At 50.4% G+C, this 14,907-nt stretch carries 13 protein-coding genes and 1 pseudogene; 11 read left to right on the top strand and 3 right to left on the bottom strand.

The annotated features are described in order from the left end of the window. Positions 1–20: 20 nt before the first annotated feature. Together PPL9_RS13055 and mutM are read right to left on the bottom strand one after the other, a co-directional pair. Entirely contained in the window at positions 21–965 is a 945-nt protein-coding gene (locus tag PPL9_RS13055) for an L-lactate dehydrogenase (protein WP_057463093.1), read from the bottom strand. 122 nt (positions 966–1,087) lie between these two features. Beyond that, positions 1,088–1,990 carry a bifunctional DNA-formamidopyrimidine glycosylase/DNA-(apurinic or apyrimidinic site) lyase gene (gene mutM / locus PPL9_RS13050; protein WP_057463092.1) on the bottom strand — a complete coding sequence of 301 codons (903 nt, stop codon included), beginning with the start codon at positions 1,988–1,990 and terminating at the stop codon, positions 1,088–1,090. A 108-nt stretch (positions 1,991–2,098) separates the two neighbouring features. Between mutM and ubiE the strand changes: the two genes are divergently transcribed. From ubiE to PPL9_RS13035, 3 genes are all read left to right on the top strand, one after another. Further along, positions 2,099–2,902 carry a bifunctional demethylmenaquinone methyltransferase/2-methoxy-6-polyprenyl-1,4-benzoquinol methylase UbiE gene (gene ubiE, locus PPL9_RS13045; protein WP_057463091.1) on the top strand — a complete coding sequence of 268 codons (804 nt, stop codon included), beginning with the start codon at positions 2,099–2,101 and terminating at the stop codon, positions 2,900–2,902. 6 nt (positions 2,903–2,908) lie between these two features. Further along, a complete protein-coding gene (ubiB, locus tag PPL9_RS13040; RefSeq protein ID WP_057463090.1) occupies positions 2,909–4,492 on the top strand; it encodes a 2-polyprenylphenol 6-hydroxylase in 1,584 nt (527 codons plus the stop codon). Positions 4,493–4,791: 299 nt separating this feature from the next. After that, entirely contained in the window at positions 4,792–5,454 is a 663-nt protein-coding gene (locus tag PPL9_RS13035) for a helix-turn-helix domain-containing protein (protein WP_057463089.1), read from the top strand. Between the two features lie 8 nt (positions 5,455–5,462). Here the strand turns inward: PPL9_RS13035 and PPL9_RS13030 are convergent, their stop codons facing one another. Beyond that, positions 5,463–6,083 carry an alpha-ketoglutarate-dependent dioxygenase AlkB gene (locus PPL9_RS13030; RefSeq protein ID WP_057463088.1) on the bottom strand — a complete coding sequence of 207 codons (621 nt, stop codon included), beginning with the start codon at positions 6,081–6,083 and terminating at the stop codon, positions 5,463–5,465. Positions 6,084–6,219: 136 nt separating this feature from the next. Here PPL9_RS13030 and PPL9_RS13025 point away from each other — a divergent pair, with 136 nt between their 5' ends. From PPL9_RS13025 to PPL9_RS34215, 8 genes and pseudogenes are all read left to right on the top strand, one after another. Further along, positions 6,220–7,713, top strand: a complete 1,494-nt coding sequence (locus tag PPL9_RS13025) for an FMN-binding glutamate synthase family protein (protein ID WP_057463087.1) — start codon at positions 6,220–6,222, stop codon at positions 7,711–7,713. A 292-nt stretch (positions 7,714–8,005) separates the two neighbouring features. After that, the gene (dnaK, locus tag PPL9_RS13020) at positions 8,006–9,922 is read left to right on the top strand and encodes a molecular chaperone DnaK (RefSeq protein ID WP_057463251.1); all 1,917 of its coding nucleotides are present in this window, start codon (positions 8,006–8,008) and stop codon (positions 9,920–9,922) included. 353 nt (positions 9,923–10,275) lie between these two features. After that, positions 10,276–11,403, top strand: coding sequence for a molecular chaperone DnaJ (gene dnaJ, locus PPL9_RS13015; RefSeq protein ID WP_057463086.1), 1,128 nt, complete (start codon positions 10,276–10,278; stop codon positions 11,401–11,403). A 102-nt stretch (positions 11,404–11,505) separates the two neighbouring features. Further along, positions 11,506–12,075 (top strand): rRNA adenine N-6-methyltransferase family protein, encoded by a 570-nt coding sequence (locus tag PPL9_RS13010; protein ID WP_244273389.1) that lies wholly within the window; start codon positions 11,506–11,508, stop codon positions 12,073–12,075. A 159-nt stretch (positions 12,076–12,234) separates the two neighbouring features. Beyond that, positions 12,235–12,825, top strand: coding sequence for an NAD(P)H-dependent oxidoreductase (locus PPL9_RS13005; protein WP_057463085.1), 591 nt, complete (start codon positions 12,235–12,237; stop codon positions 12,823–12,825). Between the two features lie 124 nt (positions 12,826–12,949). Then, complete coding sequence (hslV, locus tag PPL9_RS13000) at positions 12,950–13,498, top strand: ATP-dependent protease subunit HslV (protein ID WP_057463084.1); 549 nt, start codon at positions 12,950–12,952, stop codon at positions 13,496–13,498. Positions 13,499–13,638: 140 nt separating this feature from the next. Beyond that, the gene (locus tag PPL9_RS12995) at positions 13,639–14,700 is read left to right on the top strand and encodes a hypothetical protein (RefSeq protein ID WP_057463083.1); all 1,062 of its coding nucleotides are present in this window, start codon (positions 13,639–13,641) and stop codon (positions 14,698–14,700) included. A gap of 11 nt (positions 14,701–14,711) precedes the next feature. Next, positions 14,712–14,907, top strand: a pseudogene (locus tag PPL9_RS34215) (HslU--HslV peptidase ATPase subunit); the annotation flags it as partial.

Below are 14,907 nucleotides of genomic sequence, written 5' to 3'. Positions count from 1 at the left end.
AAGCTTTTGCAGGATCTTCACTATTTCAGGTGCTTGGAAAGCACTTCTTTTGCCGCCGTTTCCAACGCCACCGCGGACGCTTGCAGCTGGCTACGTTCCAACTCATCCAGACTTGGGAGGAGCGTAGCTTCAATACCATCAGCACCCAGCACTCGCGGCACTGAAAGGGCCGTGTCCCTCACGCCAACAATCTCTTCATTGACGATGGAAAGGCTGATGACAGCATGTTCATTTGTCACAATAGCCTTCACAATGCGGGAGAGCCCTGCGCCAATGCCGTAGTTGGTTGCACCTTTGCCTTCGATGATCGAATAGGCAGCGTAACGAACACCATGGTCAATACGGTCACGAACATCTTGAGTGATTGGCTTGTTGATCTGCTCGGCAAAGGTAAACAACGGCGTGTTGCCTGCCTTCGCGCCAGACCAGACAAGCACTTCACTGTCACCGTGCTCACCAAGCACATCTGCATGTACAGAGGTTGGCGTGATGCCCAGATGTTTACCCAATAAAGTACGGAACCGTGCAGTATCCAGAATTGTACCTGAGCCGATAACGCGATTGCGCGGCAGACCAGAAATCTCGGTCGCAACCTGAGTCATGATATCAACCGGATTGGTTGCGATGATCAGGATCGCATTTGGTGCATATTTCAGCACCTCAGGAATGACTTTTGCAAACACACCAGCATTGCGTGCCAACAGCTCAATCCGGGTCTCTCCCGGTTGCTGGTTGACACCAGCTGCAATCACGACGACTGCTGCATCCTTCAAGTCACTGTAATCGCCACCAATAACGCTCATCGGGCGCGCAAATGGGGTCGCGTGAAGAATGTCTTCCGCCTGGGCAATAGCGAGTTTCGGATTGTAATCGACAAGCACTATTTCGTTGCCCACACCGTTCATGGCCATGGCGTAGGCTGCAGTACTTCCAACAGCGCCAACACCAACTACACCGATTTTCATAGGGCCATCCTTTTCTCGCCTTTTGCAGGGCATCCTGCTGGCTTTTATAATATTATGCCTGTCTCCTAGACAGTTGCTCTAGGGAATGCAATTCCCTCAAGCGTGACATGTCAGCTCGCATGCTACTTCTGGCATTTCGGACAAAAGAATGTTGAGCGCCCATTCTGGATCTTCCGCTCAATGACGCCAGCACACTTGGGAGTTCGGCAAGCTTCTCCCTCACGATCATAGACAGAGAAGTTGTGCTGGAAATATCCGAGAGAACCATCCGCTTGCCGGTGGTCCTTCAGGGAAGATCCGCCGGATTTTATCGCTTCCTGCAAGACTTCCCGAATGTGATTGGAAAGCTCGTCGGCTTTTTTAAGCGGCTTACCGGATTTGCCCGCAAGTGTGGATGCGCTGTTGAAAGGACTTAACCCCGTTCTCCAGAGTGCTTCACACACATAAATGTTACCCAGTCCTGCAATGAACTTCTGATTGAGCAAAGCTGCTTTCAGAGAGGTCTTCCGGTTCTCAAACAGCTTGGCGAGGTAGGCTCCATCCAGCTCATTGCCAAGTGGTTCGATCCCCATATCGACAAACATCGGGTGTGTCGCCAGCTCGCTGCGAGGAATGAGCACCATAAATCCAAAGCGCCGCGGATCATTATATATGATCTTTACGATCGTCTCCTGATCAGCTGGACGAACATGGAAAATCACATGGTCATGCTGAGGGTGTTTGCCTTTTGCATGATACATTTCAACGGTTTGTGTTGGTTCTCGATCATCAGTTTCGATCCAGCGGAACGAACCCGACATGCCAAGGTGCATCACCAAAACATCACCGCTGTCCAGATCAAGCAATAGATATTTCGCGCGGCGGCTGAAGGAAACAACTCTGCGATTTTCCAGGCGATCTACGAAATCATCGCCAAAAGGAAAACGAAGATCAGGTCGGCGTTGTTCAACTCTGCAAATTGTTGCATTGTCAAAAAAAGGTGCTAGTCCACGACGGACTGTTTCAACCTCCGGTAATTCAGGCATAAGATATCCGTTGGTACAGTGGTTTGCTGCTGGGCAAAGATTACGTTCAACAATAGCGCTTTGTAACAAGCTGTACTATGTTCGCCCGCGAAATGGAGTGATTTGATTATGGCGCGTGAGTTCTCAACCCCTGAGCAGGCATCCGTAACAGACCCGACTGAAATGGCAACTAGCTTCGGGTTTCGCACAGTTCGCGAAGGTGAAAAGCAGGATCTGGTGGATGATGTTTTCCACAAAGTGGCATCCCGCTATGACCTGATGAACGACCTCATGTCTGGTGGAATGCATCGTCTCTGGAAAGATGCGATGGTGTCCAGCATGAACCCACCAAAGAATGGCGCCCGTGAATGGCGACATCTGGACGTGGCTGGTGGGACTGGAGACATCGCAACCCGCGTTGTTGAGCGTTCTAACCGGACAATCAAATCAACCGTCTGCGATATCAACGGATCGATGCTGGGTGTTGGCAAAGACCGTGCGAGCGCTGCTGGTCTTTCAGAAAACATCGAGTTCATTCAGGGGAACGCAGAAGAGCTGCCTTTCCCGGACAAGCACTTCGATGCCTACACCATCGCATTCGGTATCCGTAACGTCCCACAAATCGAAAAAGCACTGCAAGAGGCTCACCGTGTACTTAAACGCGGCGGTCGCTTCATGTGCCTTGAGTTCTCTCAGGTAGACGTGCCAGCACTTGATAAGGTCTATGATCTGTTTTCCTTCCACGCCATTCCAAAAATCGGACAGGCGGTGACAGGTGACGGAGACCCATACAGCTATCTTGTAGAATCTATCCGCAAGTTTCCAAATCAGGAACGTTTTGCGCAGATGATACGTGATGCAGGTTTTGAGCGTGTCACCTATCGAAACTACACCGGCGGTATCGCTGCACTTCACTCCGGCTGGAAAATCTAACCAGTTATGATCGCAAATATTGTGCCATTTATGCGTCTGGTTTTCGCGGGTTATGTTATGGCCCGCGAAGGTGTGTTCGGACTCGTTTCTCTGCCAGATCTCCCTCCCGGACCGCGCTTGGCTATTGGCGTCGCACGTATGCTTGAGCGTCGTGGCATTGAGAAAAAAGATGCTGCAGCACGCCTGACAGATGCGCTGAACCGCCTTGGTCCCTCCTACATTAAGTTGGGGCAGTTTCTTGCGACACGCCCGGATGTGGTTGGTAAGGAAGCGGCAAAGGAACTATCTGCACTTCAGGACAATGTTCCGCCATTTCTGACGCAGTACGCACGCAAAACAGTCGAAGAACAGCTCGGCAAAACAGTCGAAGATCACTTTGAAGAGTTTGGTGAACCAGTCGCCGCTGCGTCGATTGCACAAGTACACCCTGCGTACTTCCGAAACCGCGATGGCGAACTGGAAAAAGTAGCTGTTAAAGTGCTGCGCCCCGGTGTCGAGCGCGGGTTTAAGCGCGACTTGAAGAGCTTTTACCTTGCAGCGCGCCTTGCTGAACGCTTCAGTCCGGCAAGCCGCCGCCTTCGTCCGCTTATGATGGTTGAGACCTATGAGCACGCTGTCATTTTGGAAATGGACCTGCGTATGGAAGCCGCAGCTCTTTCTGAAATGGGTGAAAACAGCAAGGACGACAAAGATTTTCGCGTTCCCAGTGTGGACTGGCCCCGCACCTCTCGTTCCGTACTCACCATGGAATGGATTGACGGTGTAAAGCTTTCCAATCTGGAAGGTATCGAAGAAGCTGGCCATGACCTGGCTGAACTAGGCAATAAAGTGATCCAGACTTTCTTGCGCCATGCCGTACGTGACGGTTTTTTCCACGCGGACATGCATCAGGGCAATCTCTTCATTGAACCGGATGGAACTCTGGTAGCAGTCGATTTAGGGATCACAGGGCGTTTGGGGCTGTCTGAGCGCCGCTTCCTGGCAGAAATTCTCTATGGCTTCATAACTCGCAATTACCTGCGAGTTGCCGAAGTTCATTTTGAAGCTGGGTATGTGCCTGCAGATCAGGACGTGAATATATTCGCGCAAGCAATTCGGGCGATTGGTGAGCCGATCCATGGGCATGATGCCAGTGAAATCTCAATGGCGCGTTTGCTGACACAGTTGTTTGAAGTGACTGAGATGTTCAACATGCACACTCAGCCTCAGTTGATCTTGCTACAGAAAAACATGGTTCTGGCAGAAGGTGTCGCCCGCTCGCTGAACCCGCATCTGGATATGTGGAACACGGCTGATCCTGTTGTAACCGGTTGGATTCAGAGAAACCTTGGCCCTATGGGACGCATCACAGACCTAGCAACAGGCGTGACTGTTTTGGGTCGTCTGGCAAGTGATTTGCCGATTATTGCTGACCGTGCGAGCAAGTTTTCCAATCAACTGGAGTCGATGGCAAACAACGGCCTGAGATTCGATGAGGCAACCGCAGATGCGATTGGCAGATCGGAAGCGAAGCATAGCCGGTCTGGACGTGTCGCACTTTGGGTCATTGCAATCGCTCTTTCAGCAATTGCTTACGGCATCCACCTCTAAGACATTCTGAGTTGAAACTATGAAAAGCGGGAGTTGTTACGCTCCCGTTTTTTATTGGTTAGCCGGCTATATGTGAAAAATCTAGAAATAATTGGATCATACTAAGTTACTGCATAAATTTATCTAAGTTTTATATAGTCATTGCAATTGATGATATGAATTGTAGGCGGGTTGTTGCTCAATAAAACGTGCTAAAAGCAAGATAGCTTAAGAGAAGTATTTGAGATTTCTAAGGGTCTACTCAAAACCTTTAGAGAGTTCTCAAAACAATTGTAAACTATCTTCCTGGAGGTGCCGCTGTGCCAGACAGTTCTGAACTGGGGACCCGTGAACGGTTACTTGATGCCGCAGAACGCTTGCTCGCTGAACATGGTCTTGCGGAAACTTCTGTAAGAATGATCACCGAAAAAGCCGATGCCAATGTTGCTGCAGTCAACTATCACTTTGGCAGCAAAGATGATCTCGTCAGGGCAGTCTTTATGCGCCGCCTTCGCGAAATTGACGATATGCGCATGCAGCGTCTGGATGCGCTGGAAGTTGGCGGGCGCGAACCCGATCTAGAAGAGATAACCCGAGCATTTATGGAGCCCTTGATTGTACAAGGGATCTCAAGAGACACCGGAAAGCTGGTGCCGTTTGTTGTTCTCATTCGTCAGGTCTTCTCCGATCCAGAGTCCGGCCAGAAGATCATGCACTCATGGGAGCCACCGAGGATTATCCTTCGCATCACAAAGGCTCTGGCAAAAGCCACGAAGAGTGACATCCCAACAGGACCTCGTGCTCAGTTGTTGATGATGCTCATGCACAGCGCAACGTTAGAGGCGCTTTACGTTGTGACCGGAGCTTCCAAAGGCCCTTACGATGAAGAAATGGATCAGGACGAGATAGTCGAAGGCACTATTCGTTTCGTGTCCAGCGGCATTCGTGCCTTCTTTATGGCTGGTGCGCTCGAAGAAGCCTGATGCTCTAGCTAAAATGGCGAGATGCGGCGGAGAGTCAGATTTAATCTGCCTCCGTCCTTAAGGAGGCTTGAGCTCCCACCCTGGATACGGTCAATGCCGTGGTAGCATAGTCGCGCTTCTCCCCCGAGTACAACAACGTCTCCTGAATTAAGCTTGAGTGATTGCGTCGAGCCCCCGCGCTTCACACCGCCGAGCCGGAATATTGCTGTGTCTCCGAGACTGACCGAAACAACAGGGGCTTCAAACGTTTTTTCATCACTGTCTTGATGCATGCCCATTTTTGCTGTTGCAGCATAATAATTCACGAGGCAGGCTTCTGGCGCTGCCGGGCAGTTGCCAACCTTGTTCCAAAGAGCCTGCAGGACCTCAGGGATAACAGGCCAGGGCTGACCGGTCTCCGGATGTTGAGACTGGTAGCGATAACCACTCCTGTCAGATACCCAACCCAATGTTCCAAGATTGGTCATCCGAACAGAAAATGGCTTTCCTGTTCGCGGCATCACGGGAGTGAACAATGGAGCTTCTTTGACGAGATATCTGAGCGTATTGACAAGTTCCTTTTGCTCTTCCGAAGAGAAATATCCGGGCAGGTATTTGAAACCTTTAGGAAAGTCATCGCTCAATCGCATCTCGATATCTCTTTTAAGCCGGGCATATCTGCTGAAAAGACCGCTTATAAAAACGGAAAACTTGGAGAGATTTGCCGAAAGTGAATTTAACCCATATTCCTCAAAATAGTGGTTTCCCGGTTAAGGAGAACCACAAATGCACCTTCTACCTCCACTGCTTTCGGCTGTACTAAATATTTTTGCAGCATTTGTTTCACTCCTAATTCTGCTCGCGGTCATTGTAACCATCGTTCTTTATGTAGTTGATCGCCGCCAACACAAAGACGCGATTCGGCATAATTACCCCGTTGTGGGCCGCTTCCGATCACTCTTCGCGTATTTAGGTGAATTCTTTCGCCAGTACTTCTTTGCAATGGATAGAGAGGAAATGCCGTTCAATCGTGCCGAACGCACTTGGATAGATCGAGCATCCAAGGCTGAAGGCAACACAATGGCATTCGGGTCCACAAAAAACCTCAACTTGCCGGGAACAGCGCTGTTTGTGAATGCCCCTTTTGCAAAACTGGAGAAGGAGATTGACGAACCAGAACCGCTTCTCATTGGCCCCTATGTCGAAAATCCATATGTGCCACCCAGTTATTTTAATATCTCTGGCATGAGTTACGGTGCAATTTCCCGTCCTGCGGTTCTCGCCCTCTCGCGAGGTGCAAAGATGGCAAAGTGCTGGATGAACACCGGGGAAGGTGGCTTGTCTCCCTACCATTTAGAAGGTGGCGCCGACATCGTCTTTCAAATCGGGACGGCAAAAAATGGTTGTCGGAATGATGACTCCACTCTCAATGAAGACAAGCTGAAAAAAATAACGGACAACGCTCAGGTCAAGATGGTCGAGATCAAACTCGCTCAAGGCGCCAAGCCTGGAAAAGGTGGTCTCTTGCCTGGCGGAAAGGTGACACCTGAGATCGCAGAAATTCGGGGGCTCAAAGTCGGGCAACCCTCGCATGCCCCAAATCGTCACCCTGAAATCAGCAATACAGGTGAGCTCTTAGACTTCATCAGTCGCGTTCGCAGTATTGCTAAGAAGCCTGTTGGCTTCAAGACCGTGATTGGATCGAGCCTTTGGGTGGAAGAGCTTTGTCGTGAAATCAACCACCGTGGAATCGAGCATGCACCTGATTTTATCACCATCGATTCGGCAGATGGTGGTACTGGTGCAGCGCCAATGCCTCTCATGGACAACGTAGGTCTAAGGATCTCTGAGGCCCTGCCAATCGTGGACCATGTTCTGCGAAAGCATGATCTGCGTGATCGTATCCGTATCATTGTTTCTGGAAAGCGAATTACGCCCTCAGCCGTCGCTTTGTCACTGTGTGAAGGTGCAGATTTTACGGTTACAGCTCGCGGTTTCATGTTCGCGTTGGGCTGCATTCAGGCTATGCGATGCAACAAGAACACATGCCCAACGGGTATCACCACGCACAACGAAGCGCTTCAGGCCGGCCTTGATCCAACAGAGAAGAGCCACCGTGTTGCTGCTTATTGCCATAGTGTGCGGATGGAAGTCGATATGATTGCCCATGCATGCGGTGTCGACGCGGCAAGGCAGCTTTCACGGGAGCACGTGCGCATCGTCCAGGAAAGTGGACACTCTGTCTCTCTTGAAGAGCTCTATCCACAAACACCCTCTTAGAAATGGGGGTAACGCAGAAAATCGGGATGCAATAGAGGTGTTTTCTGTGGTTTTCCAAAGAAAATTTCATTTTCTTAACTCAGAAAATGGCTTCGGGTAGATCTTGTGTCGATATATCGGGTCCTGTCCCTTGCAGGGGCAAGGGACCCCTCTTATATAGCCAATTGAAGTTTTCTTGCGTGTTTGCGACAACTCACGCAAGTGCAATGTATTGGGGACCGGTCGGATGTTGATCCGACATTATCCGAAGGCCTTTGGGGTTCGGGCGGTCTGCCGAAAGGAGAGTGAAAACATGGCAAAGGTCATCGGTATCGACCTCGGCACGACAAATTCGTGCGTATCTGTAATGGACGGCAAGGACGCCAAAGTAATCGAGAACGCAGAAGGTGCGCGTACTACCCCTTCTATGGTTGCGTTTTCCGACGATGGTGAGAAGCTTGTGGGTCAGCCAGCGAAACGCCAGGCTGTAACCAACCCAACAGACACCTTGTTTGCTGTTAAGCGTCTCATCGGTCGCCGTTTTGATGATCCGACCGTTGCAAAAGACAAAAAGCTCGTCCCATACGAAATCGTAAAAGCCGACAACGGCGACGCATGGGTTGAAGCTGAGGGTGAGAAGTACTCCCCATCCCAGGTTTCTGCTTTCATCCTGCAGAAGATGAAAGAAACCGCTGAAAGTTTCCTTGGTGAAAACGTCACCCAGGCAGTTATCACCGTTCCTGCATACTTCAACGATGCTCAGCGTCAGGCAACCAAAGATGCCGGTAAGATCGCTGGCCTTGAAGTTCTGCGTATCATCAACGAACCAACTGCAGCTGCCCTTGCATACGGCATGGACAAAAACGATGGTAAGACCATCGCAGTTTACGATCTTGGTGGTGGTACTTTCGACGTTTCCGTATTGGAAATCGGCGATGGCGTATTTGAAGTGAAGTCCACCAACGGTGACACCTTCCTCGGTGGTGAAGACTTTGACATGCGTCTGGTTGACTACCTTGCGGGTGAGTTCAAAAAAGAGCAGGGCATCGATCTTAAGAACGACAAGCTCGCATTGCAGCGCTTGAAAGAAGCAGCTGAAAAAGCAAAGATCGAGCTGTCCTCTTCTTCTCAGACTGAAATCAACCTGCCGTTCATCACAGCAGATGCTTCTGGTCCTAAGCACCTTACCCTTAAACTGACCCGCGCTAAGTTTGAGCAACTCGTTGACGATCTGGTTCAGCGTACTGTTGCTCCAATGAAAGCGGCTCTTAAAGACGCAGGCCTTGCAGCTGGTGAACTCGATGAGGTTGTTCTCGTCGGTGGCATGACTCGCATGCCTAAGGTTCAGGAAATTGTTAAGCAGTTCTTCGGCAAAGAACCTCATAAGGGCGTAAACCCTGATGAAGTTGTTGCAATGGGTGCGGCAATTCAGGCTGGCGTTCTGCAGGGTGACGTTAAGGACGTTCTGCTTCTCGACGTTACTCCGCTGTCCCTCGGCATCGAAACCCTTGGTGGCGTGTTCACACGTCTGATCGACCGCAACACCACAATCCCTACCAAGAAGGGCCAGGTGTTCTCTACAGCTGAAGACAATCAGACTGCAGTGACCATCCGCGTCTTCCAGGGCGAGCGTGAAATGGCTGCGGACAACAAGATCCTCGGTCAGTTCGATCTGGTTGGCATCCCACCAGCACCTCGCGGCGTCCCGCAGGTTGAAGTAGCCTTTGATATTGATGCCAACGGTATCGTGAACGTGTCTGCAACCGATAAAGGCACAGGTAAAGAGCAGCAGATCCGTATTCAGGCATCTGGTGGTCTATCCGACGCTGACATTGAGCAGATGGTGAAAGACGCAGAATCTCACGCTGAAGACGATAAGAAGCGTAAGGATCTGGTTGAAGCCAAAAATCAGGGTGAAGCACTTCACCATTCAACAGAGAAATCCGTCAAGGAGTACGGCGATAAGGTTTCAGACGAAGACAAGTCTGCAATCGAAGGCGCTTTGGCTGCATTGAAGGTGTCTCTGGAAGGTGAAGATCTGGAAGATATCACTGCGAAAACCCAGTCTCTTGCAGAAGTTTCCATGAAACTTGGCGAAGCTATGTACAAGGACGCTCAGGCAGAAGAAGCCGGAGAGGGTGCTGAAGACGATGGTGAACCAAAGCCAGTTGACGATGTGGTTGACGCAGACTTCGAAGAAGTTCGCGACGACGACAAAAAGTCCAGCTAACTAATACTTTTACCTCGCAAGCTCCTATGGGCTTGCGAGGTAAACTTTATTCAAGTATTTCCCGACTGTATGGAAGATTTTAGTCGAAGAGAACCTTTTAGGTGCAATTGCATTTGAGAGAGCTGCTTCCTACATATGGGTAGTTGGTAATGTGTGCGCTGCGCTTAAAGCTGCACCTCAATCACCGACTGAACAGTAAACAGTTTTGTTTTGAAGATGAGTGCAGTTCACGAGTGAGTTCGTTGCGAAGCAAGAATTAAACTCGACTGCCTACAGTGACCTCAGACTGAGCTGATGTTCTCCTGAGGCTTCAAAACGCAAATAGACATCACGTCTTTGGAGCTTATTTCATAATGTCTAAACGCGACTACTATGAGGTGCTGGGGGTAGCACGGGAGGTCGACGAAAAGGCACTTAAGAGCGCTTATCGCAAACTCGCGATGAAATTCCATCCTGACCGAAACCCTGGTAATGATGAAGCGGAAGCAAACTTTAAGGAAGTAAGCGAAGCTTACGAAACCCTGAAAGACCCGCAAAAGCGCGCTGCCTACGATCGATTTGGCCATGCAGCCTTTGAAAACGGCGGCTTTGGTGGTGGCGGCGGAGCAGGTCCGGGCGACTTTGCTTCCTCCATGGCAGACATCTTCGATGAGTTCTTTGGTGGTGGTGGTGGCCGTCGTGGTTCTGGTCGTGAACGCGGCGCAGATCTGCGCTACAACTTGGAAGTCTCTCTTGAAGAAGCTTACGAAGGTAAGTCCGTCGAGATCGAGGTTCCAACCTCAGTAACATGTGAGCCGTGTAGTGGCTCCGGCGCAAAGTCCGGAACCCGTCCGTCCACCTGTCCAACCTGTGGCGGTGCTGGGCGTGTCAGAGCGGCTCAGGGCTTTTTCACCATGGAACGCACCTGTCCGACCTGTCAGGGTCGTGGTGAGATCATTACAGATCCATGTGACAGCTGTGGCGGTACTGGCCGGACAACGAAAGAGCGCACGCTCTCCGTGAATATTCCGTCAGGCATCGAAGATGGCACGCGTATTCGCTTGTCAGGCGAAGGTGAAGCCGGTGCTCGCGGTGGTCCCGCAGGCGATCTTTACATCTTCCTGTCCATTCGTCCGCATGAGTTCTTCCAGCGTGACGGTGCTGACATCTTCTGCCGCGTGCCAATTTCAATGACAACTGCTGCTCTGGGTGGTCAGTTCGAAGTTCCGGCATTGGATGGCAATACAGCGCGCGTGAAAGTTCCTGAAAGCACTCAGACCGGAAAGCAGTTCAGACTGCGCGGTAAAGGCATGCCGATTATGCGGTCTAGCCAGAAGGGCGACATGTATATTCAGGTTGCCGTGGAGACACCAGCAAACCTTACGAAGAGGCAGAAAGAGCTTCTTTCAGAATTTGAAGGTGAATCCTCTGGAGAAAATCATCCGGAATCTACTGGCTTTTTTGCAAAGGCAAAAGATTTTTTGGAGAATTTCAAGGCATAGCTCTTTAAATTGCCACCAATCAGTAATATCTCAGTAGTACCCTTTGTTGATGCTACGGAGAGTTGAATGTTTCACGAAACGAGGTCACGGGCAGGAAATGCCTTGAGCAAATTTCGTGAGCCTTCCAAATTTCTTCGGGCGTGGGTGGAAGCACCACTCACGACCGGAGCAGTTGCCCCGTCAGGCCCTGTTCTCGCCCAGAGAATGGCAGAATTCGTTCCCGTTCAGTCAAATAATCCGGTTTTAGAGTTGGGACCTGGCACAGGCCCGGTCACAAAAGCTATTCTGGAAGCAGGCATCTCTAAAGACCGTCTTACCTGCTTGGAGTACAGCACAGACTTCTGCGAACATCTCAGTGACAAGTTTGAAGGATTGAACGTGGTTCAAGGTGACGCTTACAACATGCGTCCCAGCCTTGAGCATATCGCGCCAAACTCATTGTGTGCTGTGGTTTCGAGCCTACCGCTTGTGTCCAGGCCGATGGAATTTCGCTTGAAGTGCATTCGTGATGCCTTCGCTCTTATGAGACCCGGTGCTCCCTTCATCCAGTTCTCTTATTCCTTCGCGTCTCCGGTAACACTGAAATCCAAAATGTTCAGTTGGTCGAAAACCGGATGGATCGTGAAGAATATTCCTCCAGCTCGTGTCTGGATTTTCCGAAAGCCCTTTTGATTTCTCAAAGGCAGGCGTTTAGCGGTCAATCACCTAAAAACACGCATCTTCCATAAACCTTACGCTTGGGTAGTATAGGGTACTCTTCGTGCCGACTTTACCAGAGATCATGCAGCTCTTGAACGAGAGGTTGCAGAGCCATGTCGTGAGGATAGCCCTATGAAGCCAAAGATACTCGTTTTTTCAGGTTCAACCCGCAAGGGATCCTACAATAAAATGCTGGCAGAGCTGATGGCGAAACACCTGACGATCGCCAATGCAGAAGTAACCACAATCAGCCTCGCCGACTATCCTCTGCCTATTTACGATGGTGACCTGGAAGATGATACGGGTATCCCTGAAAATACATTCAAGCTCAGGAAGCTCATTGAGACCCATCATGGGATCTTCATAGCCAGCCCGGAATACAACTCCTCAATCACCCCTTTGCTGAAGAATACATTGGACTGGATCAGTCGCATCCAGTTGCCAGAGGAAGAGCCGCTTCAGCTCTTCCACAAGTCGATCTATGCTGTCGGTGGGGCTTCTCCCGGTGCGCATGGTTCTTTGAGAGGCCTCATGCACCTGAGAACGATCATGGAAGTGTCTTTAGGATGCCTTGTCCTGCCAGAAATGGTCTCTATTAATTTTGCGGGCAAGTCCTTTGATGAAAATGGCGACCTCACAAAAGACCATCAGATCAAGCGATTGCATAAGCTTGTTGACCGCTTCGTCAGTGAGGCAAGTCACGTAAAGCTACAGGATAACTGAGTTTTTTTGGCTTGCCGCATTGGCAATGCGGCAAGGACTACATACATAATACCGCAGACACAAATTTGAAATTGAGTTGCGCGGGAGTTTGCTCCGTTGCCGATAGAACTCTGGAGAAAAATGAATGAGTGAACCTGAACAGTGGCACGGCACAACCATCTTGACCGTGCGCAAAGGCGGCAAAGTCGTAATTGCTGGAGATGGTCAGGTGTCTCTTGGATCAACGGTCATTAAAGGCACTGCACGCAAGGTCCGCCCACTGGCAGGCGGTAAGGTTATTGCCGGCTTTGCAGGCGCGACTGCTGATGCGTTCACGCTGTTTGAGCGCCTTGAAGCCAAGCTTGAGCAATACCCTGACCAGTTGATGCGTGCATGCGTTGAAATGGCGAAAGACTGGCGTACAGACCGCTACCTTCGCCGTCTGGAAGCCATGATGCTGGTTGCTGACAAAAAGCACTCTCTGGTGCTGACAGGTACCGGCGACGTGCTTGAGCCGGAAAATGGCGTCATGGGCATCGGTTCCGGTGGCAACTTCGCGCTGTCCGCGGCACGTGCGCTGGTTGATATGGACCTGACCGCAGAAGAGGTATGTCGCAAGTCCATGACAATCGCAGCAGACATCTGCGTCTACACAAACAGCAACGTTACCGTCGAAGTGCTCGACGAAGAGTAAGGATAGCGACAAGATACGACTGGAGATCAATAATTTTCGATCTCCAGTTCTGCGTTCAAGACACTTTTAGATCAGCTTAATTTGCTAAGCCAAGGATACTTGAAGCTTTTAATGTTCCATTTGGATTTGACGAGGAACTGATGATATCAAGAGCATCTCTTACCGGAGCCATCTCCGCAGGAATTATCAGCGCAGATCAAGCTGATAAGCTCGTCTCCTATTTATCTCTTCAAGCAGAAAACATTCAGAACCAACAAACGACTGATAGCCTCCATGATCCGGAAGAAGTTCGGTTTACACGCGGCTTTCATGATATTTTCATTAGCCTTGGTATCCTAATTCTTTTTGCTGGCTACGGTGTTGGGTTTGGGGACACGCTCACTCAAGGCGGGCTTCCTACAGCTGCTGTTGCTGGCGCAGCTGCCATCATCACATGGGTGCTGGCTGAATGGTTCACCAAGATCAAGAAGCTCGCGCTTCCTTCAATTTTACTGACAGGATTGTTTGGAGGTTCAATTGCGCTTGTTGGATTTGGCCTGTTCACACCTGATGTTCTGAACAACGACTCCGAAGCCATTCAGGTCATTCTGAGTTCCATCTTCGCTTTAGTGGGCGCTTCGTTGTTTTACTGGCGCTTTAAGGTGCCAATAACACTGACCGTCATTGTTGCGGGGATCATGGGCTTGATCGTAGGCGCATTGACACTAGTGACTGACACGAAAATTCTTGACTATCTGTCCTGGGTTTCGCTGGTCTGCGGTCTGTTTGCATTCGGTTGCGCGATGTATTTTGACACCAAAGACACCAAGCGAGAAACACTCAACACAGACAAGGCTTTTTGGCTTCACCTGCTTGCTGCCCCGCTTATCGTTCATTCCATCTTGAGTGGAATGTACTTTGAACAGCAGACAGAAGCTTATGCCTTGGTCTCCATTGCTGTTGTCCTGGCATTTGGTGCGGTCGCTCTCATCATCGACCGTCGTGCAATGCTGGTTGCAGCGCTGAGTTACCTAGGCTTCGCATTAGCCTATTTGCTGGAGTCTGCCGACTTTTCTGCATCGCAGCTAACTGCTATCTCCCTTGTATTGCTTGGGAGTTTTGTTTTGCTACTCGGTTCAGGCTGGAACGTGGCGCGACGGATCGTTATGCGCCCTCTTGCAGGAACCACACTCACTACATATCTGCCACCTATCCGGAACTAGAAAGTAAGAAAATGACAAATTTCTCTCCTCGGGAAATCGTTAGTGAACTCGATCGCTATATCATCGGCCAGCATGACGCGAAACGCGCAGTGGCAATTGCACTGCGCAACAGATGGCGTCGTCAGCAGTTGGATGAAGAGCTGCGCGAAGAAGTTCAGCCAAAGAACATTCTCATGATTGGCCCAACCGGTGTTGGTAAAACTGAGA

Source organism: Pseudovibrio sp. POLY-S9, from assembly GCF_001431305.1.
In the GTDB taxonomy this organism is placed as follows: domain Bacteria; phylum Pseudomonadota; class Alphaproteobacteria; order Rhizobiales; family Stappiaceae; genus Pseudovibrio.
Note: the sequence above shows the minus strand (reverse complement) of the source record. Positions and strands in the feature narration are given on the sequence as shown.